This is a genomic window from Arthrobacter sp. AOP36-A1-22 (genome assembly GCF_052377615.1).
Classification (GTDB): Bacteria; Actinomycetota; Actinomycetes; order Actinomycetales; family Micrococcaceae; genus Arthrobacter_H.
Map to the genome: position 1 here is coordinate 23,542 of NZ_JBQSWX010000013.1, position 24,954 is coordinate 48,495.

General features: G+C 64.5%; 22 protein-coding genes. 10 read left to right on the forward strand and 12 right to left on the reverse strand.

Translation table 11 applies throughout. The features are described from left to right. Positions 1 to 2: 2 nt before the first annotated feature. The 5 genes from ACT3S2_RS09395 to ACT3S2_RS09415 all read right to left on the reverse strand — a co-directional run bounded on the left by ACT3S2_RS09395 (position 3) and on the right by ACT3S2_RS09415 (position 5,439). Entirely contained in the window at positions 3 to 1,670 is a 1,668-nt protein-coding gene (locus tag ACT3S2_RS09395) for an MDR family MFS transporter (RefSeq protein WP_096223329.1), read from the reverse strand. Between the two features lie 114 nt (positions 1,671 to 1,784). Then, entirely contained in the window at positions 1,785 to 2,507 is a 723-nt protein-coding gene (locus tag ACT3S2_RS09400; protein ID WP_444561584.1) for a TetR/AcrR family transcriptional regulator, read from the reverse strand. A 165-nt stretch (positions 2,508 to 2,672) separates the two neighbouring features. Beyond that, positions 2,673 to 4,091: a class II fumarate hydratase gene (locus ACT3S2_RS09405; protein ID WP_441391769.1), complete on the reverse strand. Its 1,419-nt coding sequence runs from the start codon at positions 4,089 to 4,091 to the stop codon at positions 2,673 to 2,675. Between the two features lie 69 nt (positions 4,092 to 4,160). Next, positions 4,161 to 4,799 carry a carbonic anhydrase gene (locus ACT3S2_RS09410; protein ID WP_087000467.1) on the reverse strand — a complete coding sequence of 213 codons (639 nt, stop codon included), beginning with the start codon at positions 4,797 to 4,799 and terminating at the stop codon, positions 4,161 to 4,163. 34 nt (positions 4,800 to 4,833) lie between these two features. Further along, a complete protein-coding gene (locus ACT3S2_RS09415; protein WP_158225898.1) occupies positions 4,834 to 5,439 on the reverse strand; it encodes a DUF4245 domain-containing protein in 606 nt (201 codons plus the stop codon). A gap of 79 nt (positions 5,440 to 5,518) precedes the next feature. Here ACT3S2_RS09415 and glpX point away from each other — a divergent pair, with 79 nt between their 5' ends. Next, positions 5,519 to 6,595 (forward strand): class II fructose-bisphosphatase, encoded by a 1,077-nt coding sequence (glpX, locus tag ACT3S2_RS09420; RefSeq protein WP_087000471.1) that lies wholly within the window; start codon positions 5,519 to 5,521, stop codon positions 6,593 to 6,595. Positions 6,596 to 6,644: 49 nt separating this feature from the next. Here the strand turns inward: glpX and manA are convergent, their stop codons facing one another. From manA to ACT3S2_RS09440, 4 genes are all read right to left on the reverse strand, one after another. Further along, positions 6,645 to 7,904, reverse strand: a complete 1,260-nt coding sequence (gene manA, locus ACT3S2_RS09425; protein ID WP_444561585.1) for a mannose-6-phosphate isomerase, class I — start codon at positions 7,902 to 7,904, stop codon at positions 6,645 to 6,647. Between the two features lie 98 nt (positions 7,905 to 8,002). Next, the gene (locus ACT3S2_RS09430) at positions 8,003 to 9,670 is read right to left on the reverse strand and encodes an LCP family protein (protein WP_198962392.1); all 1,668 of its coding nucleotides are present in this window, start codon (positions 9,668 to 9,670) and stop codon (positions 8,003 to 8,005) included. 3 nt (positions 9,671 to 9,673) lie between these two features. Continuing rightward, a complete protein-coding gene (purE, locus tag ACT3S2_RS09435; RefSeq protein WP_096223324.1) occupies positions 9,674 to 10,210 on the reverse strand; it encodes a 5-(carboxyamino)imidazole ribonucleotide mutase in 537 nt (178 codons plus the stop codon). Then, positions 10,207 to 11,397: a 5-(carboxyamino)imidazole ribonucleotide synthase gene (locus ACT3S2_RS09440; protein ID WP_096223323.1), complete on the reverse strand. Its 1,191-nt coding sequence runs from the start codon at positions 11,395 to 11,397 to the stop codon at positions 10,207 to 10,209. Before ACT3S2_RS09440 ends, purE begins: the two co-directional genes overlap by 4 nt. Positions 11,398 to 11,588: 191 nt before the next feature. Between ACT3S2_RS09440 and ACT3S2_RS09445 the strand changes: the two genes are divergently transcribed. Beyond that, on the forward strand, positions 11,589 to 12,152 hold the full coding sequence (locus tag ACT3S2_RS09445) for a GtrA family protein (RefSeq protein ID WP_096223322.1): 564 nt from the start codon (positions 11,589 to 11,591) through the stop codon (positions 12,150 to 12,152). A gap of 56 nt (positions 12,153 to 12,208) precedes the next feature. Here the strand turns inward: ACT3S2_RS09445 and ACT3S2_RS09450 are convergent, their stop codons facing one another. After that, positions 12,209 to 12,970, reverse strand: a complete 762-nt coding sequence (locus ACT3S2_RS09450; RefSeq protein ID WP_096223321.1) for a TIGR03089 family protein — start codon at positions 12,968 to 12,970, stop codon at positions 12,209 to 12,211. Between the two features lie 308 nt (positions 12,971 to 13,278). Between ACT3S2_RS09450 and ACT3S2_RS09455 the strand changes: the two genes are divergently transcribed. From ACT3S2_RS09455 to ACT3S2_RS09465, 3 genes are read left to right on the forward strand one after another with little or no spacing between them, the layout of a single operon-like run. Beyond that, positions 13,279 to 13,827: a WhiB family transcriptional regulator gene (locus ACT3S2_RS09455; RefSeq protein ID WP_087000483.1), complete on the forward strand. Its 549-nt coding sequence runs from the start codon at positions 13,279 to 13,281 to the stop codon at positions 13,825 to 13,827. A gap of 26 nt (positions 13,828 to 13,853) precedes the next feature. Beyond that, positions 13,854 to 17,303 (forward strand): glycosyltransferase family 2 protein, encoded by a 3,450-nt coding sequence (locus ACT3S2_RS09460; protein ID WP_443347538.1) that lies wholly within the window; start codon positions 13,854 to 13,856, stop codon positions 17,301 to 17,303. Continuing rightward, positions 17,300 to 18,898: a DUF5719 family protein gene (locus ACT3S2_RS09465; RefSeq protein WP_444561586.1), complete on the forward strand. Its 1,599-nt coding sequence runs from the start codon at positions 17,300 to 17,302 to the stop codon at positions 18,896 to 18,898. Before ACT3S2_RS09460 ends, ACT3S2_RS09465 begins: the two co-directional genes overlap by 4 nt. Positions 18,899 to 18,917: 19 nt before the next feature. Here the strand turns inward: ACT3S2_RS09465 and ACT3S2_RS09470 are convergent, their stop codons facing one another. Beyond that, a complete protein-coding gene (locus ACT3S2_RS09470) occupies positions 18,918 to 19,442 on the reverse strand; it encodes a metallopeptidase family protein (protein ID WP_087000489.1) in 525 nt (174 codons plus the stop codon). 172 nt (positions 19,443 to 19,614) lie between these two features. Between ACT3S2_RS09470 and ACT3S2_RS09475 the strand changes: the two genes are divergently transcribed. Genes ACT3S2_RS09475 through ahcY form a run of 3 tightly spaced genes read left to right on the forward strand, consistent with a single transcriptional unit; the run spans position 19,615 to position 21,673 of the window. After that, positions 19,615 to 19,965: a DUF3499 family protein gene (locus ACT3S2_RS09475; protein WP_428844165.1), complete on the forward strand. Its 351-nt coding sequence runs from the start codon at positions 19,615 to 19,617 to the stop codon at positions 19,963 to 19,965. Between the two features lie 17 nt (positions 19,966 to 19,982). Then, a complete protein-coding gene (locus tag ACT3S2_RS09480) occupies positions 19,983 to 20,186 on the forward strand; it encodes a Trm112 family protein (protein WP_087000493.1) in 204 nt (67 codons plus the stop codon). A 2-nt stretch (positions 20,187 to 20,188) separates the two neighbouring features. Next, positions 20,189 to 21,673: an adenosylhomocysteinase gene (ahcY, locus tag ACT3S2_RS09485; protein ID WP_443413571.1), complete on the forward strand. Its 1,485-nt coding sequence runs from the start codon at positions 20,189 to 20,191 to the stop codon at positions 21,671 to 21,673. Between the two features lie 19 nt (positions 21,674 to 21,692). Here ahcY and ACT3S2_RS09490 read toward each other — a convergent pair whose 3' ends face one another. Further along, positions 21,693 to 22,493 (reverse strand): RDD family protein, encoded by an 801-nt coding sequence (locus ACT3S2_RS09490; RefSeq protein WP_443347546.1) that lies wholly within the window; start codon positions 22,491 to 22,493, stop codon positions 21,693 to 21,695. Positions 22,494 to 22,606: 113 nt separating this feature from the next. On the opposite strand from ACT3S2_RS09490, the gene ACT3S2_RS09495 reads away from it, so the two are divergent. Next, positions 22,607 to 23,599: a stage II sporulation protein M gene (locus tag ACT3S2_RS09495; RefSeq protein ID WP_087000499.1), complete on the forward strand. Its 993-nt coding sequence runs from the start codon at positions 22,607 to 22,609 to the stop codon at positions 23,597 to 23,599. Between the two features lie 33 nt (positions 23,600 to 23,632). Next, positions 23,633 to 24,913, forward strand: a complete 1,281-nt coding sequence (locus ACT3S2_RS09500) for a TIGR01906 family membrane protein (RefSeq protein ID WP_179204333.1) — start codon at positions 23,633 to 23,635, stop codon at positions 24,911 to 24,913. Positions 24,914 to 24,954: the final 41 nt, after the last annotated feature.

Consider the following 24,954-nt stretch of genomic DNA (forward strand, 5'->3'; position numbering starts at 1 on the left):
AGCTAGTTCGAGTTCTCCGACCCGGCGTCGGGAACTGCAGGGGCTGAGGTGCCGGCTGGCTTCTTCGCCGCGCGCAACTGGGCTTCCAACTCCAGCGCCTCCTCACCTGAGACCGCTTCGCCCCGGGCCACCATTCCCGACGTGTGGGACAGCGGGACCTGCTTCAGGAGGAGTGCCAGGACAAAGGCAATGAGGATGAAGGGGATCAGGTACCAGAAGACCGGTGCCAGCGAATCGGCATAGGCCGTCACGATGCCGTCCTGCAATGCCTGCGGGAGCTTGTCCAAGACCGAGGGGTCCAGCGTGGCAGTGGCCTGCCCGGCGTCGGAGGCCGAAGCTCCCGCCCCGGTGAAGACCGCGGTGAGCTTCTCCGTGAGGTTGTTGGTGAAGATCGCTCCGAAGATCGCCACACCCAAGGCGGCGCCGACCTCACGGAAATAGTTGTTGGTACTGGTGGCGGTGCCGACCATCTCCGCGGGAACGGCGTTCTGCACCACGAGGACGACCACCTGCATGATCAGGCCCAGGCCGGCCCCGAAAACCAGCAGGAATACGCAGATCAACCACAGCGGGGTATCGGCGGAGAGCGTCGTCATGGCGAGCATGGCGGCAGCTGTGGTGAGCGTACCTGCGATGGGGTAGGCCCTGTATTTGCCGGACCTGGAAATTGCGATGCCGGACCAGATGGAGGTGCCCATCAGGCCGACCATCATCGGAAGCATCAGCAGGCCGGATACTGCCGCAGAGGTTCCGGAGGACATCTGCAAGAACGTGGGGACGAAAGCGATGGCAGCGAACATGCCCAGGCCCAAAGTGAAGCCGATGGCCGTCGCCGTGACGAACACCCGGTTGCGGAACAGTGCGAGGGGGATGATCGGATCAGTGGCCCGCAGCTCGGCGAAGACGAAGGCCGCCGCTGCCACCAGCAACCCAGTTCCCCACATCCACGTGGACACTGCGGACCAGCCGTGGTCGGCACTGCCGCCGAAGTCGGTGAAGAAGATCAGGCAGGTCGTGGCGATGGACAGGAAGACGACGCCGGCGATGTCGATGGCTTTTGTTGCCTTCTTATTGGGCAGGGTCAGCGCGAACCAGGCGACTGCGAAGGCGGCGATGCCGATCGGGATGTTGATGTAGAAGGCCCACTGCCAGGTCAGGTGGTCGACGAAGAAGCCGCCCAGCAAAGGCCCCGCGACTGCCGAGAGGCCGAAGATCCCGCCCAAAGGGCCCATGTACTTCCCGCGCTCCGAGGCCGGGATGATGTCGGCGATGATGGCCTGCGAAAGGATCATCAGGCCACCGCCGCCGAGCCCTTGGAGGGCGCGGAAGAAGACGAAGATCCAGAAGGTTCCCGCAAAGGCGGCACCCACTGAGGCCAGCGTGAACAGCGCAATCGCGATCAAAAAGAGATTGCGGCGGCCGAGCACGTCGCCGAACTTGCCGTAGATGGGCATGACGATCGTGGTGGCCAGCAGATAGGCGGTGGTGATCCAGGCCTGATGCTCGACTCCTCCGAGCTCGCCGACGATCGTGGGCATCGCGGTGGAGACGATCGTCTGGTCGAGGCTGGAGAGCAGCATGCCGGCGATGAGCGCCGAGAAGATGATCCAGATGCGGCGTTGGGTCAGCGCGATCAGGCCGGGGGACTGCGGCGGCGCGGTAGTGCTCATGGTGGTTCCTAGAAGGTCAGGGCTCGAGGGAGTGTCCGCGGAGCCGAAAATGAGGAAAAGGGGTGATGCGAAGTGCGCGGACAGGAGCCGGAATGATCCGGGGCCGGCAGCGTACTAGGTGCCGAACAGACGCCGGGCGTGGGAGAAGTTCTCGGTCAGGATCCGGGTGAATCTGTCCAGCGCGTCCGGGGCTGTCTCTTCCGCAGCAGCAGGGGCTCCTGAAGCAGTGGAATTGCAGGTAATGCCCTCTGTCGAGCAGGAGCTGGAGTGTCCGATGAATTCCTGGAAGCTCGTCATGGCCAACTGCGAAAACAATGTTGAAGCCAGATTCGCAAACGGGTCCTCCGGTTCCAGAGCCTGACGTTGCGCGATCAGTTCCGCCAGCGCTCGCTGACGCTGCATTGCCGAATGAATCATCCGTTTCATCAGCGCCGGTTCCGAATGCATGATCTGCATGAAGGAACCCATATCCGTCGGTGGGACGTCCATGGTGGCATATGCCTGGATGAACAACTCCAGAAGGGCCTGATCCAACGGAAGTGCGGTGGTGGATCCGGAGGAGCTCGCCATGGACGTTCGAGCGGAGTCCAGGAAATCCTGGGCGAACGGCTTGAACGGGTCGGCGGACTTCACCCCCAGGACGGCGTCCTCCTTGGTGGCGAAGTAGTTGAAGAAGGTGCGGCGGGAGACTCCGGCAGCCTCGCAGAGTTCCTCGATCGTGAATCCGTTCAATTCACGTTCGGCGGTCAGCGTGCGGGCGTGGTTGGTCAGCGCGGCATAGGTTTCCATGCGTCGACGTTCCCTGGCCCCCGGAGCCTCCGTTGCACTTTTCTTCACATAGTGCAGTCTTGCACTATTGGGTCATGGGTGCAAATCGGGAGGTGGTGTAATTGCGCACACTGCCGCGGAAGCGTGAACCTGTCTGGCCGGACGGAAGGGCCCCGGGCATGACGGCGGCCCACCCCGTTGCCGGAATGGGCCGCCGAAGGAGGGGGCTGTGCCCTATTTGCCCGAAGGCGAGGTCATCGTGGCGACATCCAGAGCTGTATCGAGCTGCTCTTCGGTGAGTTCGCCGCTCTCAAGGAAGCCCAACGCGATCGTGGCCTCACGCACGGTGAGTCCTTCGGCGATGGCCTTCTTGGCGATCTTCGAGCCGTTCTCGTAGCCGATGAACTTATTCAACGGGGTGACGATCGACGGGGAGGCTTCGGCCAGGAAACGGGCCCGGTCCACGTTGGCCGTGATGCCATCGACCATTTTGTCCGCCATGACCTGGGAGGTATTGGTCAACAGGCGAATCGATTCGAGCAGGTTCGCCGCCATCACCGGAATCCCGACGTTGAGCTCGAAAGCACCGTTGGTGGAGGACAAGGAGACCGTGGTGTCGTTGCCGATCACCTGGGCGGCGACCTGAATCGCGGCTTCACTGATGACCGGATTGACCTTGCCGGGCATGATCGAGGAACCCGGCTGCAGATCGGGGATGGCGATCTCACCTAAACCGGTATTGGGGCCCGACCCCATCCACCGGAGATCGTTGTTGATCTTCATGATCGAATAGGCAATGTTGCGCAGCTGACCCGAGGCTTCGACAAGCCCATCGCGGTTTGCCTGGGCTTCGAAATGGTTACGTGCCTCTGTCAGGGGCAGACCGGTGTCCTCGGCCAGCAGGGCAATGACCCGCTGGGGGAAGCCTGCCGGCGTGTTGATGCCTGTGCCGACTGCCGTTCCGCCCAAGGGGACCTCTGCCACTCGGGGGAGGCTGGCCTCGATCCGCTCGACGCCGTAGCGCATCTGGGCGGCGTAGCCGCCGAATTCTTGCCCCAAGGTCACTGGTGTGGCATCCATGAGGTGGGTCCGACCGGATTTCACGACGTCGGCAAACTCGTCGGACTTGCGTCCCAGGCTTTCGGCGAGATGGTTCAGCGCCGGAACCAAATCGTTGAGCAGCGCATCCGTGACGGCGACGTGGACCGACGTCGGGAAGACATCGTTGGAGGACTGCGAGGCGTTGACGTGGTCATTCGGGTGAACGCGGGCCTGACTGCCGGCGGCTTCCAATCCCTGGTTGGCCAGAGCTGCCAGAACCTCATTGGTATTCATATTCGACGACGTCCCTGAACCGGTCTGGAAGACGTCGATGGGAAAGTGCGCATCATAGTCGCCGGAAGCCACGTGCTCGGCCGCAGCAACGATGGCGCGGGCGATCTCCTCGTCGAGGACGCCTAGCTCCGCGTTCGCCAGGGCTGCCGCACGCTTCACCCGGGCCAACGCCTGGATATGGCGACGTTCGAGCCGCTTGCCGGAGATGGGGAAATTCTCTACGGCGCGCTGCGTTTGTGCGCTATAAAGGGCGTCGACCGGTACGCGGACTTCGCCCATGGTGTCATGTTCAATACGGAATTCATCCTTGCTAGCCATGACATCACCATACGCCGCCCGGGGGCCCGAACCCGATCCCGGGCGGCGTCATCTGGGACACACCATGACCTAGAGTGCGCCGAATCCCGTCACTATTTCTGCCTTGCCTTCTTCGAGGCGGTAGGTCACGCCAATGACGGCCGTCTCACCGGCGTCGACAGCGTCCGAGATGAGCTTGGAGGATTCAACCAACCGGTGAGTGGACTGCCTGACGTGCTCCTCGACCGTCGTATTCACATCGGTGACCCCTGCCCGTTGGGCGGTGATGACCGAGGGGGTGATGCGCTCGACGAGATCCCGGATGAACCCGGGGGGCATCTGCCCGGTCTCGAAGGCGTCCATCGTCGCTGTCACGGCGCCGCAGCTGTCGTGGCCCAGGACCACGATGAGGGGGACATCCAACAGAGCAACACTGTATTCGAGCGAACCGAGCACGGCATCGTCGGGAACGTGCCCGGCGGTCCGGACAACGAACACATCACCGAGGCCGACATCGAAGATGATCTCGGCGGCCAGTCGTGAATCCGAGCAACCGAAGATGACGGCGAAGGGATGCTGGGTATTCACCAGGGCCGAACGACGGGCAGAATCCTGGTTCGGGTGGTTGGTGGATCCGGCAACGAAGCGGGCGTTGCCCTCACGCAGTTTGGTCCAGGCCTGGGCCGGGGTGAGAGGTGCGGATTCGGACTCAAGAGATTCAGCAGACATGAAAAAAGAGTACATCCGGCACGGCGCAGATCCGCTACTGCGTTGAGTTGGATTGGTCCTTCATGACGGACCGGGCGGCCTTTTGGAGCACTTCATCGCCGGAATCGGAGCTGAGCATGAGCGTCGATTCCTTGGTCTTGCGAACCCAACTGACGTTTGCCTCTCGGGTGTAGGACTCCCACGTGGTCCCGTCGACCTTTACGGTGCCGGACTCGGTAGCGTCCTCGCTCATCTTGGCGATCCAGCCCGGTGTGGCATCGGCGGTCTGACGAATCCAGACAAAGCCCTCGTCGCCCGTCACATAACCGACTTCCCAGTAGTCGATCTTGTCGGCGCTTCCGGAATTCCAGCGCGCGAAGTTCGGGTACCAGTCCGCGGGCACTGCGGGGGCTACCGGTGTGAAATCGGCTGCCTGGCCGGCCTGGGAAGCCACCGCGGAGACGTTCACGTCAGGTGTGAACTTATCGTCGTTGCTCGGCGGATTCAGGGCGATGACCGGTACCGCAACGGCAACCGTCAGCAGCACGGAGATGATCATGCCCTTCAGCGATTGGTTGGCCCGTTTGGACTGGGAGGGCGTCAAGACAGGTGTTACCTGCGGTTCTTCGGCATCTGGGGGCGTCTGGGGTGCATCACTCACGCCTCCATTGTCCCCGATTTTCGGGACCGTGGATGACGCGGTGTCGGTCATCACCACCCCATCCGTCGTTTCAGCGGATATGCTCGAAGGCGTTGCCCATGGCACCCACACCCACTCGACGACGAGGAACACCGTGACAGAAGCCACAAATTTTGCCCACCTGTCCCCCCGACTGTCCGTCGGCGATGCCGAACCGGACCGCAACCTGGCCTTGGAGCTGGTACGTGTCACGGAGGCTGCCGCGATAGCCGCCAGCCCCTGGGTCGGCTTCGGGGACAAGAACTCGGCAGACGGTGCGGCCGTCGACGCCATGCGTTCGCTGCTCTCCACCGTGTCTGTCACCGGGACCGTCGTGATCGGAGAAGGCGAAAAGGATGAAGCCCCGATGCTCTTCAACGGCGAAGTCGTCGGGGACGGTACCGGGCCCGAGGTCGATGTCGCCGTTGATCCCATCGATGGGACCCGCCTGACGGCACTGGGCATCAACAACTCGGTAGCTGTCCTGGCCATGGCCGAACGCGGTTCCATGTTTGACCCGTCGGCCGTGTTCTACATGGAGAAGTTGGTCACCGGCCCGGAGGCCGCCGAATTGGTGGACCTGCGCCTGCCGGTGAAGCAGAACCTTTACCTGATCGCCAAGGCCAAGAACAAGCCGATCAACCAGATCACCGTCTGTGTGCTGGACCGTGAACGTCATACCAAGCTCGTGCGGGAGATCCGCGATGCCGGGGCCCGCACGAAGTTCATCATGGACGGCGATGTCGCCGGCGCCATCTCGGCCACCCGTGAGGGATCGGGTGTCGACGCGTTGATGGGCATCGGGGGAACCCCCGAGGGCATCGTGACTGCCTGTGCCATCCGCTCGCTGGGCGGCGTCATCCAGGGCCGTCTCTGGCCCACCGATGACGAGGAGAAGCAAAAGGCCATCGATGCCGGGCACGATCTGGATCGCGTGCTGTCCACCAACGATCTGGTGACCAGTGACAACTGCTATTTCGCGATGACCGCCATCACCGACGGCGATCTACTGACCGGAGTGCGCTACAAGAACGACAAGATCTTCACGCACTCGATCGTCATGCGTTCGAAATCCGGGACGATCCGGACCGTCGAGGGCGAGCACCAGTCACGCAAGTGGGAGCCTTACACCCGATAGGCGATCGAGCCCGAGAAAAGCTAACCCGTGAGGCCACGAGCCTTGCGGGTTAGTTCGTTTCGGCGGTGGTCACGGCGAACGCCACGGCCGGTCCCTCGCCGAGACGTTTGGCCACCACCGGAGCTTCGTGAGCGGGAATGAACGCCGATTCCCCGCGAGTCAGTTGCAGATCACCACGAGGCGAATCCAGCAGCAGGTCACCGGACACACAGATCAGTGTCACCGGGCCGTTCTGGGCGACGGCAACGTCCTCTCCGGCCAGCAGGGCATCACCGGGCAACGCGATGCGTTGGAGCTGGAATTCGTCGAAGGGCGGCCGGTAGATCTCCTGGCCGAGCATGTTCTTCGCGGCTTCCAGATACGGGACGCCCAGACTTTGGAAGTCAACCGTGTCCATCAGTTCAGGTAGATCGATATGTTTGCCGGTCAGCCCGCCGCGCAAGACGTTATCCGAACTAGCCATGACTTCCACCCCCAGTCCCCGCAGGTAGGCGTGGATATTTCCCGCAGGAAGGTAGATGGCCTGCCCGGGTTCCAAGGTGATGTGGTTGAGCATCAACGAGACGAGGACCCCAGGATCGCCGGCATAGAAACCGTTCAGCGATTCCAGCTCCGCCAGACCGTTATCAGGAACCGTCTGGCGGCCTGAAGCAACGGCCGCGCTGGCGAGCCCGACGAGACGGACAACGTCTTGGCCTCCGGAGAGCAAGTCGGTGAATGCCCCCCGCAGATCGCCTTGGCTCAGGGTGGTGGCCGTATGTCGGGCCGCGAGGACGGCACTGCCGTTCTCGTCGGTGAGCTCGGGGTCCGCCTCGATTGTTTCGGCCAACCAGGTGAAGAGGGCCGCCGACTCGTGCGCGGCCCGGAACCCGCAGAGGGCCGAGAACCCGGTGAGCGCGAACAGGAGCTCGGGCTTGTGGTTGTCGTCCTTATAGTTGCGGTGCGGTGCCGAACGGTCGACGCCGGCTTCCTCCTCCGCGGCAAAACCGGCACGGGCCTGCTCCAGAGTGGGGTGGACCTGCAAGGAGAGCGGTTTTTCCGCGGCGAGGATCTTCGCCAAGAACGGAAGCCGCCCAAAGCGGGTGGACGTCTCCTCACCGAGAAAGAGGGTGGGGTCGGTGGCGATCAGCTCATTGAGCGGAGTCGTGCCGTCGACGTCCGGGTGGCTGGCCTTCGAGGGGGAGTCGGGATGTGCCCCGATCCACATTTCTGCTTCGGGGCCCCCCGTTGCCTCGGCTCCGATGAGTTCGGCGATGGCCGTGGACGATCCCCACGGATAGTCCCTGACGGTATTGCTCAGGCGGTACATTCGGCTCCTTGGCAGCTGGGTCGATACGGGGCGCTACCACCCAATCTAGGCCAGTGCGCTAGGTCCCCGGTACCTCCGTCGTCGGACGGCGATGCGGGTCATGGTGCGCTGCACTCGTTGTTATTGGCTGCGATCTCCGAGATGAGTGTGCGTTGTCCGTTGATTTCGAGCTGGACCAGATACTTCTCGGTGATGGGGGAGCCATCCGGCTGCGTGGAAGGAACCGCCGTGGGATCGGTGTTGCCCTCGATGGCTTCCGGAACCGCCGACTTGGCGTCGGTGGCAGGCTTGGTGGGCGCCGCCGACGCTGACTTCGTCTCCCCGGAGGCGGATTTATCGGCCGACGCTGACTTCTTCTTTGCGGCGGCAGCTGATTTCTTGTCAGCAGCCGCCCGGGCGCCAGCATCGGTGGCCTCCTCCAGCAGCCCGTCGACACGGGTATGGATCTGGCTGTAGTCGGGGAAGGTGGAGAACCGGTCGGAAGTGGTGCCGAAGTCCGGGGCGCCGAGGGTGAGGCGCTTAAAGGGGTTCTTGCCGGCCTTATTGGCGAGGTTGAGGAAACTGCCGAGTTGGGACTGTGGGATGTCAGTTTCGAGTAGATCCTCACCTGCGGACATGATGTCGGAGAACCGGGTCAACACCGTGGAGGGCTTGAACTGGTTGATCATCGCCTGCTGCAAGCACTGTTGGCGGCGGATGCGGTGGTAGTCGGTGGTGAAATCACGTGAGCGGGCGAACCAGAGTGCCTGCTTGCCGGTGAATTTCTTCGTTCCGGGGGAGAACCAATGGGTGTTCACGAGCGTCCCAGGCCATTTCTTGGCGTTATAGGGGACCCAGCCTCCGGACTCAACGGTGACCCCGCCCATGGCGTCGATGAAGGTGGAGAACCCGTCCATATCGATCACCACGTACGCCTGGACATCGATGCCCGTGATGCCGGTGGCGGCATCCATCATCGCCTCGGCGCCCGGGTTGGCCTTGCCCGGATACAGATCGGCATGATCGGCCTCAACCGTGGGGTAGAGGGCGTTGATGATGCACTCATCGCCGCAGTCGAAACCGCGGGGGTAGACGTCGTGGAGCGGAGAGTCCTTCGGGAACGGAGCATTTTGCAGGTTACGAGGAATGGAGATCATCGCGGTTCGCCCCGATTTCGCGTCGATGCTCACCACGGCCATCGAATCGGGCCGCAGCCCCGTCCTTCCGGCCCCTGCGTCGCCACCCATCAACAGGATGTTGTAGCGCCCATCGACGGGGTCCATGGAAGGACCCGAGGCAAAGACATTCTGGATGGTGTCCCGGCCAGTGTTGAGTATGAACGCACCGTAGCCCAGAACGCCTCCGGTGAGAACCATCAGGACGACCGTTGACGCCGCGACAACGCCGCGCATGGCCGGAGTCAATAAACGCGGCCGGATGATCAACAACGTATTGATGAACATCAGCATCCATCCGGCGGCCAACAGCAGCAGGACGATGACGAGGATCAGTTGGATGACCGGCTTGGCCAGAACCTCGATAACGGTTCCACGGTTGATGAGGGCGACCACGAGGCCGATGATGATCAGCGCCCAACAGGTGAGGGTAACCGTCAGGACCCGGCGCCCCAGAGTCCGGTTGCCGGCCACTACCTGCGCCCCACCCGGAATGAAAACGGTCAGGGCCAGCAGGAAGAAAGCCCGTTTGGTCCGGATCGGTGCGGAGGCGTGTTCGGGATCCCGCACTGGATTCTGTGCGGGGGAGAAACGCGGCGTCTGTTTGCTCATGGGTCAGGAACCGAGCCCCATCTCCTCGGTGAGACGCTGGCGGAGGCGGTCTCCCTTGGCGGAGGCCTGCTGACGGAGTTCGTCCGCAAAGTCGACCAGACGAGAACGCAAGCTGGTGGCCAGCTCATCGGTACCACTGGCCAAGGTGCGGACGGCCAATAACCCGGCATTGCGGGCACCACCGATGGAGACGGTGGCCACCGGTACCCCTGCGGGCATCTGCACGATGGACAGCAGCGAATCCATGCCATCGAGGGTCTTCAGCGGGACCGGCACGCCGATCACCGGAAGGGGAGTGACGGAGGCGAGCATCCCCGGCAGGTGGGCGGCGCCGCCGGCACCGGCAATGATGACCCGCAGACCGCGTTCGTGAGCCGTTTTGCCATAGTCGATCATCTCGTCGGGCATGCGGTGGGCCGAGACGACATCGGCTTCGAAGGGGATGCCGAATTCCGTGAGGGCTTCGGCTGCCAGGCGCATGACGGGCCAGTCGGAGTCGGAACCCATGACGACACCGACGAGGGGCTTCGCGGTGTTCATGCGGTTCGGGCTCCTTCGGTTGAGGCCGGCCCCGGGGCCCCGTCGCGGATGATGTCTGCCACCTGCGTGGCGGTGCGGCGGACATCGTCGACGGTCTGGCCGGCGGCGCCGACGAGGTTGACGTGACCGATCTTACGGCCGGGCCGTACGGACTTGCCGTAGACGTGGATCTTGACGCGGGGTTGCGCGGCCAAAGCGGCAGGGAAAGCTGAATAGAGCTCGGGGTTCGCCCCGCCGAGGAAATTCTTCATGACGGTCACCTCGCCCAATGCACTGGTGTCGCCCAACGGGAGGTCCAGCACGGCGCGCAGGTGCTGTTCGAATTGGCTGGTCACCGAACCGTTCATCGTCCAGTGGCCGGTGTTGTGGGGGCGCATGGCCAGTTCGTTGATGACGAATCCCGGGCCGCGGCCGGGGGTTTCGAAGAGTTCGGCAGCCATGACGCCGGTGACGCCGAAAGCCTCCGCGATGCTCAGTGCCGCTTCACGGGCCGCCTCAGCAGTGGCCGGGTCCAGTCCGGGGGCCGGGGCGATGACTTCGTCGCAGACCCCGTCAACCTGGATGGTGTGCACTACAGGCCAGCCACGGGCTTCACCCGAGGTGGTGCGAGCCACGAGAGCCGAGAGCTCCCGGCTGAAATCAACCTTCTCCTCGGCCAGCAAGTCGGTTCCGGCGGCGAACCAGTCGGCGCATTCGGATGCTGCGGCCGCATCGTCGAGCATCCGCACCCCCTTGCCGTCGTATCCGCCGCGTGGGGTCTTGAGCACCACGGGCCATCCGGTGGAATCACCAAAAGTAATGAGCTCCTCGATCGAAGCGACCCGGGCCCACACCGGGTTCGGTAGTCCGAGCTGGTCGATGGCAGCCCGCATGACCAGCTTGTCCTGGGCATGGATCAGGGCTTCGGGACGGGGCTGGACATTAATCCCCTCGTCGATCAGGGCCCTGAGGTGTTCGTTGGGGACATGCTCGTGATCGAAGGTGATCACGTCGACGCCGGCGGCGAACTCCCGCAGGGTTTCCAGATCCCGGTAGTCGCCGACCGGGGCCTGGGCGACGGCAGCGACTGCCGAGACCTCTGGCCCCTCGGCCAAAACCCTCAGGTCAAAACCGAGGTTCGTTGCTTCAGGGGCCATCATTCGGGCAAGTTGGCCACCACCGACCACGCCAATCACAGGAAAATTCACCTCTTCAGGGTACCGAACCGAGACCAGTCCATCGGCCGTGACGGGGCCCTGAACGGGGGATTATGAGGAAACTTTGAGTTGCAGCCGATAGAATGGGGAGCTGGCCGCGTCACGGACGCAGTGGACCGGCTCCTGCTGGAGCCCCGAATCTCGGGGTTTTTACCCGCACTGAACACCGTCTGTGGAGGAACATGCTCAACGAGTTGGCGAAAAAATGCCAAGGCCTTTTCACCATGCTGTGGCGAGAGGTCATGAAATTCGGCGTCGTCGGCGGTGTGGCGTTCATCATTGATACGTCGATCTTCCTGTGGATGATGAACGGGCCGATGCACGGTTCCGAGGTCAAGGCCAAGATCGTCGCCGGGATCGTCGCCACCATGTTCTCTTGGGTCGCCAACCGTTACTGGACCTTTAGGCATCGCCGCCGGGCTTCAGTGGTGCGCGAACTGGTGTTGTTCATCATCATGAACGGCATCGGCTTGTTCATTGCCGCGGCCTGCGTCTGGGTCACCAAATACTGGATCGGTCTGACCGATTCGACCAGCCTGTTCATCGCCGGGTCGGTCGTCGGCCTGGTGTTGGGCACGATCTTCCGCTTTTTCGCATACCGCTTCTGGGTCTTCACCGAAGAGCTAGACAACGAGCCGGGCTTCAACCAAGACCATGACCTGATCGGTCACCCCGAAACCGCCAGCATGGCTCAGGAAGACGGGATGCCGCGCGAAGGCGGCGACCCCAACCCCACAGCGCACTAGGTTCCGAAGCTGTCAGGCCCGCCCCGCGATGACATCGTCGGGGCGGGCGGTTGTCTTTAAAGGTGTCGTTCCACGCGTTCATCGTCGAGCATCCGCTGTGTGGGGGAGGCCCCGGGGCCGAGGAGCACCAGCGGTGAATCCCCCCGCCATTGGGCCACGGCAGCCCGCAACGTCGTGCCGAGGTCGGTGACGGGGCCCAGCAGGGCCGTGCCGTGGGCTGCGGGCAGGGAAAAGAGCTGTGCATAGTCCAAGTCCCCGGTACCGTCATCGGCGGTCAACGCCGGGGCGGCAGCCGGTACCGGATCAGCCAAGTAGTAGTCTCCGAAACCGCGAACCTCGGCCACGTAATCCAGGCACCCCGAAGGAACTTCCCCGGGGAAGGACAAGGCCAGGGACTCCAGCCCAACGGCCACGACCTCAGCGGCGGGGAAGACCTCGGTGGCCGTGCTGGGGTTGCCGGTGAGCACCACATCGGGGGAACCCGTCGTGCCGTGGTGGTGGCTGGCCCACTCGTGGAGCGGGCTCTCGGTGCCGGATACCGGAAGGATGAGTTCGGCGCCGGTAGACCAGATGGCGAACGCGATCGCCAAAGATTTCCAGTGAGCCGGCAGATCGAGCAAGATCCTGGTCCCGGGACCGGCGTCGAATTCCTCGACGAGGAGGTTCGCCGATTTCGCGACCCAGTTGTCGAAAACATGGCCGCTCAGTTCCACGCGTTCACCGGGATCGCCGTACCAGGTCAGCAGCGGGGAGGCGGAGTCCCGGTGTCTGGAGAGCAATCGGTTTGTAAAATCTAACGAATCGGTATCGGTGGTCATGGGCTCAATCCTCTCAAACCTGTGAAAACCCTGATAATCCGGGGAACTGTCGGACACGCCCATCGGTACACTCATATATCGGGCGTGTTGCGACATGGATCGGAAGGCTTCCATCTATAGAATCACCGCCTCCACTTGACGTCGGTGAGTTACACCATTGTAATTAGTAGGAGAAGCAGCTTTTTCCAGACCACGGACTAAGCCGTGGCCGCTCACGCGACCAGACGTAGGACGGACGGTTACCGTTCGACAGGTCGGGTAGGTGGCCGGTGTAAGAGAGACAGCCAACCAGCGGAAGGGCGCACACCATGGGGAACGCAGAGCGCATTTACGATCCCAGCCAAGCCGAACAGGCGTCAAAGAGGTACGGCTCTCGTGGAGTCCCCGCAGACTGGTTCCTCGATCCCGCAGACAATGCGGCGGCAGAGAACTACCGGGCCGCCGGACTGGACCTCGATGACCAGGCCACGGCATTCTTGGCCGCCCACGAGTCCGATGTTGAAACTCCAGAGGCCCTCCTGGCTCCGGTGCGTGACCTGCCCGTGGAGCGCCCCGCCCAGACGGCTCCCGCCGAAGTGGACCCGCAGCAGCAGTTGTGGCTCGGCATGCCGGGCTACCCCGGCGCAGATGACGAGGGAGAGCTCGGCTGGCAGACCGAAGCATTATGCGCCCAGACCGATCCCGAAGCCTTCTTCCCCGAAAAGGGAGGCTCGACGCGTGACGCAAAAAAGGTCTGCGGTGCCTGCAACGTTCGTTCCGAATGCTTGGAGTATGCGCTGTCCAATGACGAACGCTTCGGTATCTGGGGCGGCCTCTCCGAGCGTGAGCGCCGTCGGCTGAGGAAGCGAGCGGTCTGATTCATTCGCAAGTACGCGTCACGGCCGTGGTCGTTGCGCACGACGGGGAGAGCTTCCTTCCGGCAACCCTCGAAGCGCTGACAACCCAAACCCGGCCGGTCGATCACTTCATCGGCGTCGACGCAGGTTCCCAGGACAACTCTGCCCGCATCCTGACCGACTCGCTGCCGGCCGGCAGCCCGCTGGTCAAGGCACGGGCGAGAGGATTCGGCGCCTCGGTGCGCGCGGGCGTGACCGGCGAGGATGCGCTCCCTCGCCGCGCGGGCGACCCGACGACGTCGGGAAACCTTCCGACCGTGGACCCCGAGATCCAGGACTGGATCTGGCTGATCCATGACGACTCGGCCCCCGACAGGGGTGCCCTGGAGGCGCTCCTCGAGGTTGTGGAGACCTCCCCAGCGGTGACCATTGCCGGCTGCAAGCAACTGGACCGCGATCAACCGCGCCGCCTGCTGGACGTCGGGTTGGGCATCAGCCGCTGGGGCGAACGCCTGACCATGATCGATGTGGACGAACTCGACCAGGGGCAATACGACTCCCGCTCCGACCGCTTCGCAGTGAATTCCGCAGGCCTACTGGTCCGCCGGGACGTCTGGGAGGATCTAGGCGGCTTCGACCCAGCCCTGCCCGGACTCGGCGACGACTTGGACTTATGCTGGCGTAACCGGTTGGCCGGCAACCGTGTCGTTGTCGTCCCGACGGCCAAGATGCTCCACGCTCCCGATAAGGTCCGCTCCATCGCTGGCCCGTTGGCCGGCCGCCGGGCCGAGGTCTATTTGCGGCTCAAGCACGCCGCCGCCTGGAAGGTCCCCTTCGTCGCCCTCGGCGCGATCCTTGGTTCCCTCTTCCGGCTACTCATCTCACTGGTGGCGAAGGACCCGGCCTTCGGCTTCGGGCAACTGAGCAGCACCCTGACCGCAGTGTTCTCCCCGGTAGCCCTCCGCGGTTCGCGTCGCGGGGCCCGCCGGACCCGGAAGGTCTCCCGTTCGCTGGTCCGCCCGCTGATGGTCCCGCGTCGGGAAGTGTGGGCCCACCGACGCAACCTCCTCCAGGCCGCAGGCACCTCAACGGTCCTCGGCGACGGTTCAGGGGTCACGGCCGAGGCGTCCAATCCCTCCGGCGACAGTTCCGACGACTTCGCGGAATTGGCTGCCCCGACCCGCACCAGCTCTTCGGTCAGCGCCGTGATTGCGGTTCTGGCCACGGCCGTCGTCGCCCTCCTGGGGCTACGGAGCGTCTTCGGTTCCGGGGCACTGGCCGGCGGATCGATGCTTCCGGTGAGCGATCGACTCTCAGGGATCTGGGCCCACGCCACTGGCTGGTGGCAGGACCTGGGAACCGGGATGCCGGGGCATGGTGATCCCTTCGACCTGGTGCTCTGGCTGCTCTCGCTGCTCGGGTTCGGTACCCCCAACACCGCCATCGTGGTGTTGTATCTGGCGGCCATGCCGCTGGCGGCACTCTTCGCCTGGCTGGCCCTCGGATCGGTGACGGCGAGCCGGGCCGCCCGGTTACTCGGCGCCCTCGTCTGGGCGCTGGCCCCGGCACTGCAAGTTGCCCTGGGCTCGGGGCGGGCAGGTGCCATCGCCGTGCACGTCCTCGTCCCGCTGGTCGGCCTCGGAGTGATCCGTGCCGTCGGCGCCGGCCGACCGCGCACCGAACAGCACGCCGTCCCGTCCCCAGCGGATCCGCCGTCGAAGGCGGGTTTGCATGGAGTCCCCTCGTGGACCGCTGCTGCCGGGGCAGCCTTGGCCCTGGCGGCAGTCACTGCCGCCTCCCCGAGTTTGCTGCCGCTGGCTGTCGTGCTGGTGGTGGTGCTCGCGATTCCTTTGGGCCGCCGGGCCCGGACCCTGTGGTGGGTTCCGGTGCCGTCGCTGGTCCTCGCACTGGGAAGTGTTCCGGCTGCCCTGAACAACCCGCGGGTCCTGCTGGCAGATCCAGGGGTCGTCCAGCCGTTCCAGGCGGCGGACCTGTGGCAACAGGCATTGGGCTTCCCCGTGGCATTCGACCCGATGGCGGGAGCCAATGGGTTCGGATGGGCAGCGAACCTGCTCCCTGGCCCGTGGGCGTTCATCGCCGCCCTCATCGTGGGTGTTCCACTGCTCCTGCTGGCCATCGTCGGTTTGCTACGCCGTGGCCGGCGCGGCGCGATCATCCGCACCGCCTGGGTGGCCGGTGTTCTGACCCTGGCCACCGGATACGCCGTGCAGGCACTTCCCTTTGGTGTCACCGCCGGCCGTGAGGTCACTCCCTTCACCGGTCCGTTCGTTTCGGTCTTCATGCTCGGCGTCCTCCTCTCAGCCGCAGGTGGCCTGGACTGGATGCGTAGCGTCAGGATCCACAAGACCTCGAGGCTGCGGGTGATCGCCGGCCCCGCCATGGCGGCAGCCGTGGTGTTGGTCCTGGCCTCGGCCACGGTGGCCACCACGTTGTGGCTGGCCCCCCGTACGGTCGGAACCGCGGATGCGGCGGCGGGCGAATCCGGCGCCACGTCGGATCTGGGCTTGGGGCAAGCCGTACTCCCCGTTGCGGCGCGCACGCTTCCCGCGACGGCAGCAGACCGAGGGAACTCGCCCTTGCAGGAACGCACCCTCGTTTTGGCTCCCGAGGGCAACGACGGGGCCATGAGCGCCACGTTGATGAGCGGATCGGGGATGAGTCTGGACCAACTCTCAGCAGTCTCCGCCAGCTCGCGGCTGACGGGAACACTCACCGATCCGCAGGCGGCACCGGACGACGATTCAGCAAAAGACCTCCGCAGCACAGTGGCCGGACTGGCCTCGGGCCAAGCCATCGACCCGCGGCCGGAACTGGCCCGTTTCGGAGTCAGTTTCGTGGTGCTGCAGGTCCCCGAAGGTGTTTCCACGTTGGCTGGCCGTCTTGACGGTGTTCCGGGACTGGCCCCCGTTGGCTACACCGAGGCAGGGTGGCTGTGGCGGGTGACCCCCGACACCGAAATCAAGGACGCCGAAACCCCCAACGAATTCACCGCCCGTGTGAGGTTGCTTGATGCCGAGGGCGAGACCACCTCACTCATCGGATCCCATGCGGCCCGCGTGCAGGCCCACGCGCTACCCAACGGCCCGAAGGGGCGCACCGTCGTGTTGGCCGAACGGGCCGACCCCGGTTGGGAAGCCACCTACGACGGCAAGGCTCTCGAGTCCACCACCAACGGGTGGGCCCAGGCGTTCAAACTGCCCAGCGGAGCCGGAGAACTATCGATCGGCTATTCGGCGCCCTGGTCCCTGCCCCTAGGAATTCTGATGGTCCTGGTCTTCGCAGGGACCCTGCTGCTGGTCATCCCGATCCCTGCCTCCCGCCGGTTCGCTGCCCGCCGGGTGGAGGAATTCAGGACGACGGGTAGCGCCGAATCCGTGTGGGATATTGATGATGCCGACGGCGAACACCTGCAGGACGAGGACGACGGCGATGCCCCGTTGGAGGGCACGTCAGGAGCTGAGGAGCACAAGTCATGACCCGGAACCGCTTACCGCGCCGCGGACGCGCCGCAGCGGCCTCACTGGGGGCTGTTTTGCTGGTGGCCACCGGCGGCGGCATTGCCGTGGGTTCGCTCAACGGCCCCCTCTCGGCACCCGAGGTTGGGGCCGTTCCGCGTGTCTCGGTACCCGCGGGGGACTATGTGGGCCAGTGCCCGGCGACGGCTCGGTTGGTCGATGGTGCTGCAGGAGAAGGCACCGACCCGGCTTTCGCTGCCGCCTCGGACTCTGAAAAGACGATGATCCGTTCAACGGTGCTCTCCGATGCCGCCGAGCGCCTCCCCGGTGCCGCGGTGGAGAAACTCGACGGGACGACGGTGCGCACCTTGTCCAAGCGACTCTCGGACGAGAAGGCCAGCGAAGATCAATCCACCGGTGAAGACGGGTTCACCGGCCGGAAAGCCAAGACAGCCTCCGGTGTGAGCGAGCCGTCGGCAGCGAACCTGCGCGTCCAACCGCTGGGCGGCCGGCAGTCCACTGCCGGGGCAGTGCGCAGCTACGTTGCCGGTGACGGCGATTTGGCCGGGCTGGCGGCGGCGAACTGTCAGGTCCCGGCGAACGAACAGTGGCTCACGGGTGCCTCGACCACGGTCGGCAGCACGGCGTTGCTGACCCTGGCCAACCCGTCGGCCTCCCCGTCCACCGTCGATCTGGAACTCTACGGTTCCAAGGGCCCTATCGAGGCGGGCAACGCCCGTGGCATCATCATCGCCCCGGGGGAGTCGACGTCGATCGTCTTGGGCGGCATGGCGTCGGGGGAGAAATCACTCTCCGTCAAGGCCACGTCCACCGGTGCACCGGTCAGCGCCATCATCCAACAAAGCACGCTGCGTGGCCTGACGCCGGGAGGCGTGGACTTCATCGAGCCGGCGGCTACCCCCGATGAACACCAGGTCGTCCCCGGGATCCTCATCCAGGACGCCAAGACCCAGAAGGACATCACCTCACAGAAGGGGTACGAGGACGCCGCCCCGACCCTGGATCTGACCGTTCCCGGGGCCAGCGATCAAAACGTCAAGGTCCGACTGGTGGGCAAGGACGGTCCGGTGGACCTGCCCCGCGACGGCCAATACACGGCCCAAGCCGGTGCCACCACCAGCGTGCATCTCACCGGAGTCAAGGCAGGGAACTACACGGCCATCGTGGACTCGGAGGAGCCGGTGGCTGCTTCCGTGCGCATGACCCGGGGAACCAAGGCCAAAAAACGGACCGATGCTGCCTGGGCTGGTGCGGCACACCGGCTGGGCGGCGAACATCTCGTCGTCGTCCCCGAGGGGGCCGAATCTCGGTTCCTCTTCCTGGCCCGGGACGGGGCCGGGAGCATCGACCTGCGTCCGGTCACTTCCGACGGCAAGGTCGGCAAGGCGGTCACCGTGGAGGTGGATCAGGGCCACAGCGTGGAACGCAGCATCGATTCCTTGGGACAGGATGTGGTCGCCGTGACCCTCAGCGCCAGTGGGGATCCCGTTTACGGCAGCCTGCTGGCCACCCACGGGAAAACTGATGTCTCGGTTCTTCCGCTTCCGCCGGCCACCCGAGGTGCCACCGATATCAGCGTGGACCTGCGCTACTGAGCCTCGGCAAGGCGAGGCGCTAGAAGCCGCCCTCCCACGGGTGGTAATCGGGATCAATTTCCTCGGGTTCACGCAGCAAAAGCTCGGCCACCTGTTCGACGACGGCCAGATGCACGACTTCGGGGAGCACCATGGGTGAACCAGCCAGTTCCTCCACGGGGCGCCGGTAGATGGTCACCCGGGCGAGGCGGCGCGGGGTGGCCCCCCATGACCTGCCCAGGGGAACCGGACGTCCCGAGGCCTCGGAATAGTCCAACGAGGTGCTGCGCGGCATGAGCTCTGTCGTGAATTCCATCGAGGCGATGGGCTGGCCCCACAACAATTCGAGACGTTCGGCGGATTCGGCGATGAGATCCTCGAAGCGTTCGGCGCGGGTCCGTGAGCCGGGCAACCCGGGGTGCATGAGGTTTCCGCGCAGACCGCGTCCATGCCGGTTGCGTCGACGGCGGAGGAACGCTCCGGAATTCGTCTCGGTGTCTGCCCGCGCAGCGGGGCGGCTCGCCGTCCCGGGATCTTCAAACCGCACCGTGAAACCTTCTGCCATGACACCGAGCCTACCGAAGATCTTCGACGTGGGCGGGGGAACCGTTTCCCGCCATGCCCGGCTGCTTGGGGCGTAGCCGAGGGCACGGCAGGTAAGCTGTTTTCTCGTGGGATCCCTTCGACTTTGTTCACGCTCCGCCTGTGGCCGCTCGGCCATCGCGACCCTGACGTTTGTGTACGCCGATTCCACCGCCGTTCTCGGGCCACTGGCCACCTACCCCGAACCGCACTGTTACGACTTATGTAGCGAGCACGCCCACCGGCTGACCGTGCCGCGTGGCTGGCAGGTCCTGCGCCTGGAACTTCCCGAAGCACCCCGTGTGGCTTCCGATGAACTCTCCGCCTTGGCCGACGCGGTGTCCGAACCCCGCCCACCGGCGACGGATCGCCGGGAGACCCTCGTCGAACCCGAAAGCGGTCCGACGAATTCCATCTCGGCTCGCACCGCACCAACACCGCTGGACCCGCCGGAGGACACGGACAACGGACGAGGGCCTCTACGTATTCTGCGTGAACCACGCTAAAGCCATAAACTGGGCCCATGGCCCACATCACACCCCAGCTCCTTGAGATCCTGCGTTGCCCGGTCACCGGCTCGACGCTCACCCAGGACGGCGACGCGTTGGTCGCCACCGCCCTCGACGCGCACGGCAGCACCCCGCGGTACGCCGTGCGCGAAGGAATCCCCGTCATGCTGGGCCCCTCCCCGGCCGAAGGCGTCAGCCGGACCCCGGAGGTGGACTAGCCGTGGGCTTTGACTACCGGATCGCCGATATTTCCTTGCACGAGGCAGGCCGCCACCAGATTCGGCTCGCCGAACACGAGATGCCTGGCCTGATGTCCCTGCGAGCCGAATATGCCAGCTCCCAACCCCTGGCCGGGGCACGGATTGCCGGGTCACTGCACATGACCGTCCAGACGGCAGTGCTGATCGAGACGCTCACCGCCTTGGGTGCCCAGGTCCGTTGGGCCTCATGCAACATCTTCTCCACCCAGGACGAGGCAGCAGCAGCCGTCGTCGTGGGGTCCGGGAGTGCCGCACAACCCCAGGGGGTGCCGGTTTTCGCCTGGAAAAACGAATCCCTGGAGGAGTATTGGTGGACCGCCGAGCAGATCCTTTCCTGGCCGGGAGCAGATACCGACCCCGCCCGGGGCCCGAACCTGATTCTGGACGACGGTGGAGATGCCACCATGCTCGTCCATCAGGGGGTCGGCTTCGAAGCCGCAGGATCTGTTCCGGCAGCAACTGGAGCCGATAGCGCCGAATACACGATTGTCTTGGACGTGCTGCGCCGTTCACTGGCGCAAGACCCCGGCAAGTTCACCCGCCTCGCCGCAGGAATCCTGGGAGTCACCGAGGAGACCACCACGGGGGTCCACCGGCTCTATCAACTCGCCGAATCCGGGGAACTGCTGTTCCCCGCCATCAACGTCAACGACTCGGTCACCAAATCCAAATTCGACAATAAATACGGCATCCGCCACTCGTTGCCCGATGGCATCAACCGGGCAACCGACGTGCTCATCGGCGGCAAGGTGGCAGTGGTTTGTGGGTACGGCGACGTGGGCAAGGGGGCGGCGGAGGCGCTACGGGGCCAAGGCGCACGCGTGATTATCACCGAGATCGACCCGATCTGCGCGCTGCAGGCCGCCATGGATGGCTACCAGGTCGCCCGGCTGGAGTCGGTCATCGGCCAGGGCGATATCTTCATCACCACCACCGGTGGGACGGGGATTATCCGGGCCGAAGACATGGCTGCCATGAAGGACAAAGCCATCGTGGGCAACGTCGGACACTTTGACGATGAAATCGATATGGCAGGGCTCGCCGCGGTGCCGGGCATCACCAAGGTCGAGATCAAACCGCAGGTCCATGAATGGGTCTTCGACGGCGGAACCGATACCGCACGCTCGATCATCGTGCTGTCCGAGGGACGCCTGCTGAACTTGGGCAACGCCACCGGCCACCCCAGCTTCGTCATGTCCAATTCCTTCGCCAACCAGACGATCGGACAGATCGAACTCTTCAGCCGGCAGCGGGGCACCGATGACGGCGCAGATCCAGCCTACGAACGACAGGTCTATGTGCTGCCAAAAATTCTTGACGAGAAGGTCGCCCGCCTCCACCTCGACGCCCTCGGCATTGAATTGACCGAGCTGAGGACGGAACAAGCCGAATATTTGGGGTTGGATCCCGCAGGGCCCTATAAACCCGAACACTACCGATACTAGGGAACCGGCAGATCGCCGGTCAGTTGCCGAAGGGCAGCCGGTGGATACGCTCGCGGACCGTGCGTTGGCGTTCTGCCACGGCGCTCAGACGCCGGTAGTCGCGTTCCCTCCGTTCGGCGACCACGGCCGCCAGGAACTGTTCCGGTGGGCAGCCAAACGGTGGCGCGGGGGAAACATACGGCTGCAGGTCCGAGGCCAGTGTGGCGGCGACCTGCTCCCGGGAGGCCGCAGCCATGGAAGGGCCCTGACGGATGAAGCGGGCGATACGTGCCGCCAGGGGGTCGGGGATCCGCCCCACATCGGCCAGTTCGGCCCAAGGACGCAGCTGCTGGGGCACGGGAAGCACCAACGGGGCCACGCGTTCGCGGCGTTCGCGCATCGAGTAGGTGCCGGCGAGCATGTCTCCCAGACGTTTACCGCGTTCGTTGGCGAAAGAGACCAGCAAGGCCAGCGAACCGAAAAGTGCCAGGACCTCCAGCAGGGCGAGCATCGCCCGGATGAAGGCGTGGCGGAAACGGATGGAACCGCCGTCATCGCGCACGATGCGCAACCCCATGATCAGCCGGCCCAAGGACTTCCCGCGGCTCAGGGTTTCCACCAGCACCGGAACAGCCACGATCCACAGCACGACGACGATGATGACCACCGCGCGGATGGCCGCACTGTCAAAACCGGAAGCCAGTTTCTCGAGCAGGACCAGCGAAGCGACCAGACCGATCAGATAAACCAGATAGTCAATGAAGCATCCCACGGCGCGCAGCACGAAACTGGCGGGACGCAACTGCAGGACGACTGCCTCGCCGGTGATGATCGTGCTCACGGTATCCCTCCGTCGAGGCTGGGTGATCGGACGCCCGACCGGTGCCGGGGTTGACCCGGCGCAACGCGGCCGTCATCCCAATCTAGCCGACACCCCCACGTTAGGCTGGGAACGTGGATCTTGATGCCTTTGTCGCCGTTCATCGGCAGGAGTGGGACCGCCTTGACGTCCTGTCCTCCAGGCGTCGACTGACCGGTGCCGAATCCGACGAATTCCTGGGGCTCTACGAACGCGTGTCGACCCATTTGTCGATGGTCGGATCGATCGAACCCGATGCCGTCGTCTCTGCCGACCTCTCCGCCAGGATCTCGCGTGCACGTACCCGTTTCACGGGGGCCAGGACCCCTGTGCTGGAAGAGATCGCCACGTTCTTCGTCTACACGCTGCCGGCGGCCTTTTACAGGATCCGGGTGCTCACCATCGTGCTGGGGTTGGTGTTCATCGCTATCGCCTTTGCCTCCGGACTCTGGGCTGCCCACACCCCCAGCGTGCTCAAGGCGATGGGCTCCGATGCCGATCTGCAGCAATACGTGCACCATGATTTTGTTGACTACTACTCGGAGAACCCCGCCGCCTCCTTTGCCGGTGCGGTCTGGACGAATAACGCACTCATCGCCGGAATGTGTGTGGCCTTCGGAATCTCGGGGCTGTATGTGCCCTTCGTGCTCTACCAGAACGCGGTATCGGTGGGGATGGCCGGGGGGCTGATGTCCTCGCTGGGTGAGCTCGACACCTTCTTCCTCTACATCCTGCCGCACGGGTTCATGGAGCTGACGGCGATCTTCATCGCCGGCGCTGCTGGCCTGCGCATCTTCTGGGCGTGGGTGGCTCCCGGGGCCAGGACCAGGATTGGTTCCCTCGCCGTGGAAGGCAGATCGTTGATGACGGTGGCCCTGGGGCTCGTCGTGGTGCTCTTTATTTCCGGGCTGGTCGAAGGATTCGTCACCCCCAGCGGGTTGCCGCATGGGGTCCGCCTGGGCATCGGCCTGATGGTCCTGGCCGGCTACTGGACCTACACGCTGGTCCTGGGCCGGCGGGCCGTCAACGCAGGATTCACCGGGGATCTAGGAACCTACGACGCCGGCGCCACCGCGGCCGTCGCCTAACGACTTTGCATGCCAACAGGGAAGGACACATTGATGGAGAATAAGAACGCCGTGCCAGAAGGACCCGAACCCGGGGACCTGGACAACGACCGGCCGGCGCCCACCGCGGACGACCCGGAAGTTCCTGAGTTCCTGAAGGGGCCGGATCCGGAGGAGCCCATGGTCGACACCCCACAAAACGCCACCCGGGAAACAGCTGCCATCAGAGGCGAAGGTGCCGATACCGGTTCACCCGCGGTAGCGGAAACCCCCGAGGCCTGGGACTCCGAATTCGCCGCGGCCACGGGCGATGAAAACGCGGCAGCCTCTGCCACCGACGAGCCGAGCGCAACCGACGACTCCCGCACCCAGGCCTTGCCGGCATGGCAGCAGGAGCCTTCCTCCCAGACCCAGGCGATGCCCCGTTCGGAGCAGGACGCCGCAACGGGAGCGGCAGTTGCCGCGGAACCGTTGGCCGGTCAGGATCCGGATACCGACGGGGAAACGGTACGCGCCGATTCGGCGGCCGCAGCCAAACGTCAGGAACCGATCCCCGCAGGACCTGCCGCCGAAACCGACCGGGAAGCCCAGCGCCGTCAGCACGCCCGAGACGCCGCGCTGACGGCCAAACCGGTGTTCGCGCGGATCGTGCAGACCTTCCTGGCGATTGCCTTCCCCTTCATCGTGGTCATCGGGTCCATTCGTGCGGTAGCCAGTTCCTGGTTCCTCTGGTTGGACTATCACCGTCCAGGGTTCCCTTCGGACGGCTATGGTTTCAGCCAAGCCGACCGGCTGACCTATGGGAACTACGGGGTGGACTACATCAACAACTCGGCTCCCTCCGCCTATCTGGGTAACCTGGTGGACACCAACGGGGACCCGCTGTTCCTGGCCAATGAGGTGTCCCATATGGCCGACGTGAAATCCATCATCGGGATCACGTATGCCGCAGGGATCATCCTGACCTTGCTGGCCATCCTGATCTGCCTGTACCTATGGCGCCGCTACGCGGGAGGCATCCGCCGGGCGTTCTTCGCCGGTTCGGTCATCACCCTGGTCGTGATGATCGCGCTGACGGTACTGGCTGTGCTGAACTTCGGGACGTTCTTCACGGACTTCCACGAGCTGTTCTTCGCCCAAGGCAACTGGACGTTCCACGCCAACGACACCTTGATCCGCCTCTACCCGGAACAGTTCTGGATGGATGCGGGAATCGTGATCGCCGGGCTGGTGCTCATCACCTCCCTGGTGTTCCTGATCACCAACTGGCCCTCACGCAAGCGCCGTGACCGGGCGCGGCAACGCCAGGTGGACCGGGAGATGGGCCTGCTCTAAACCAGGTTCCACGTACGGAAACGGGCCGCTGCCTCGGGGAT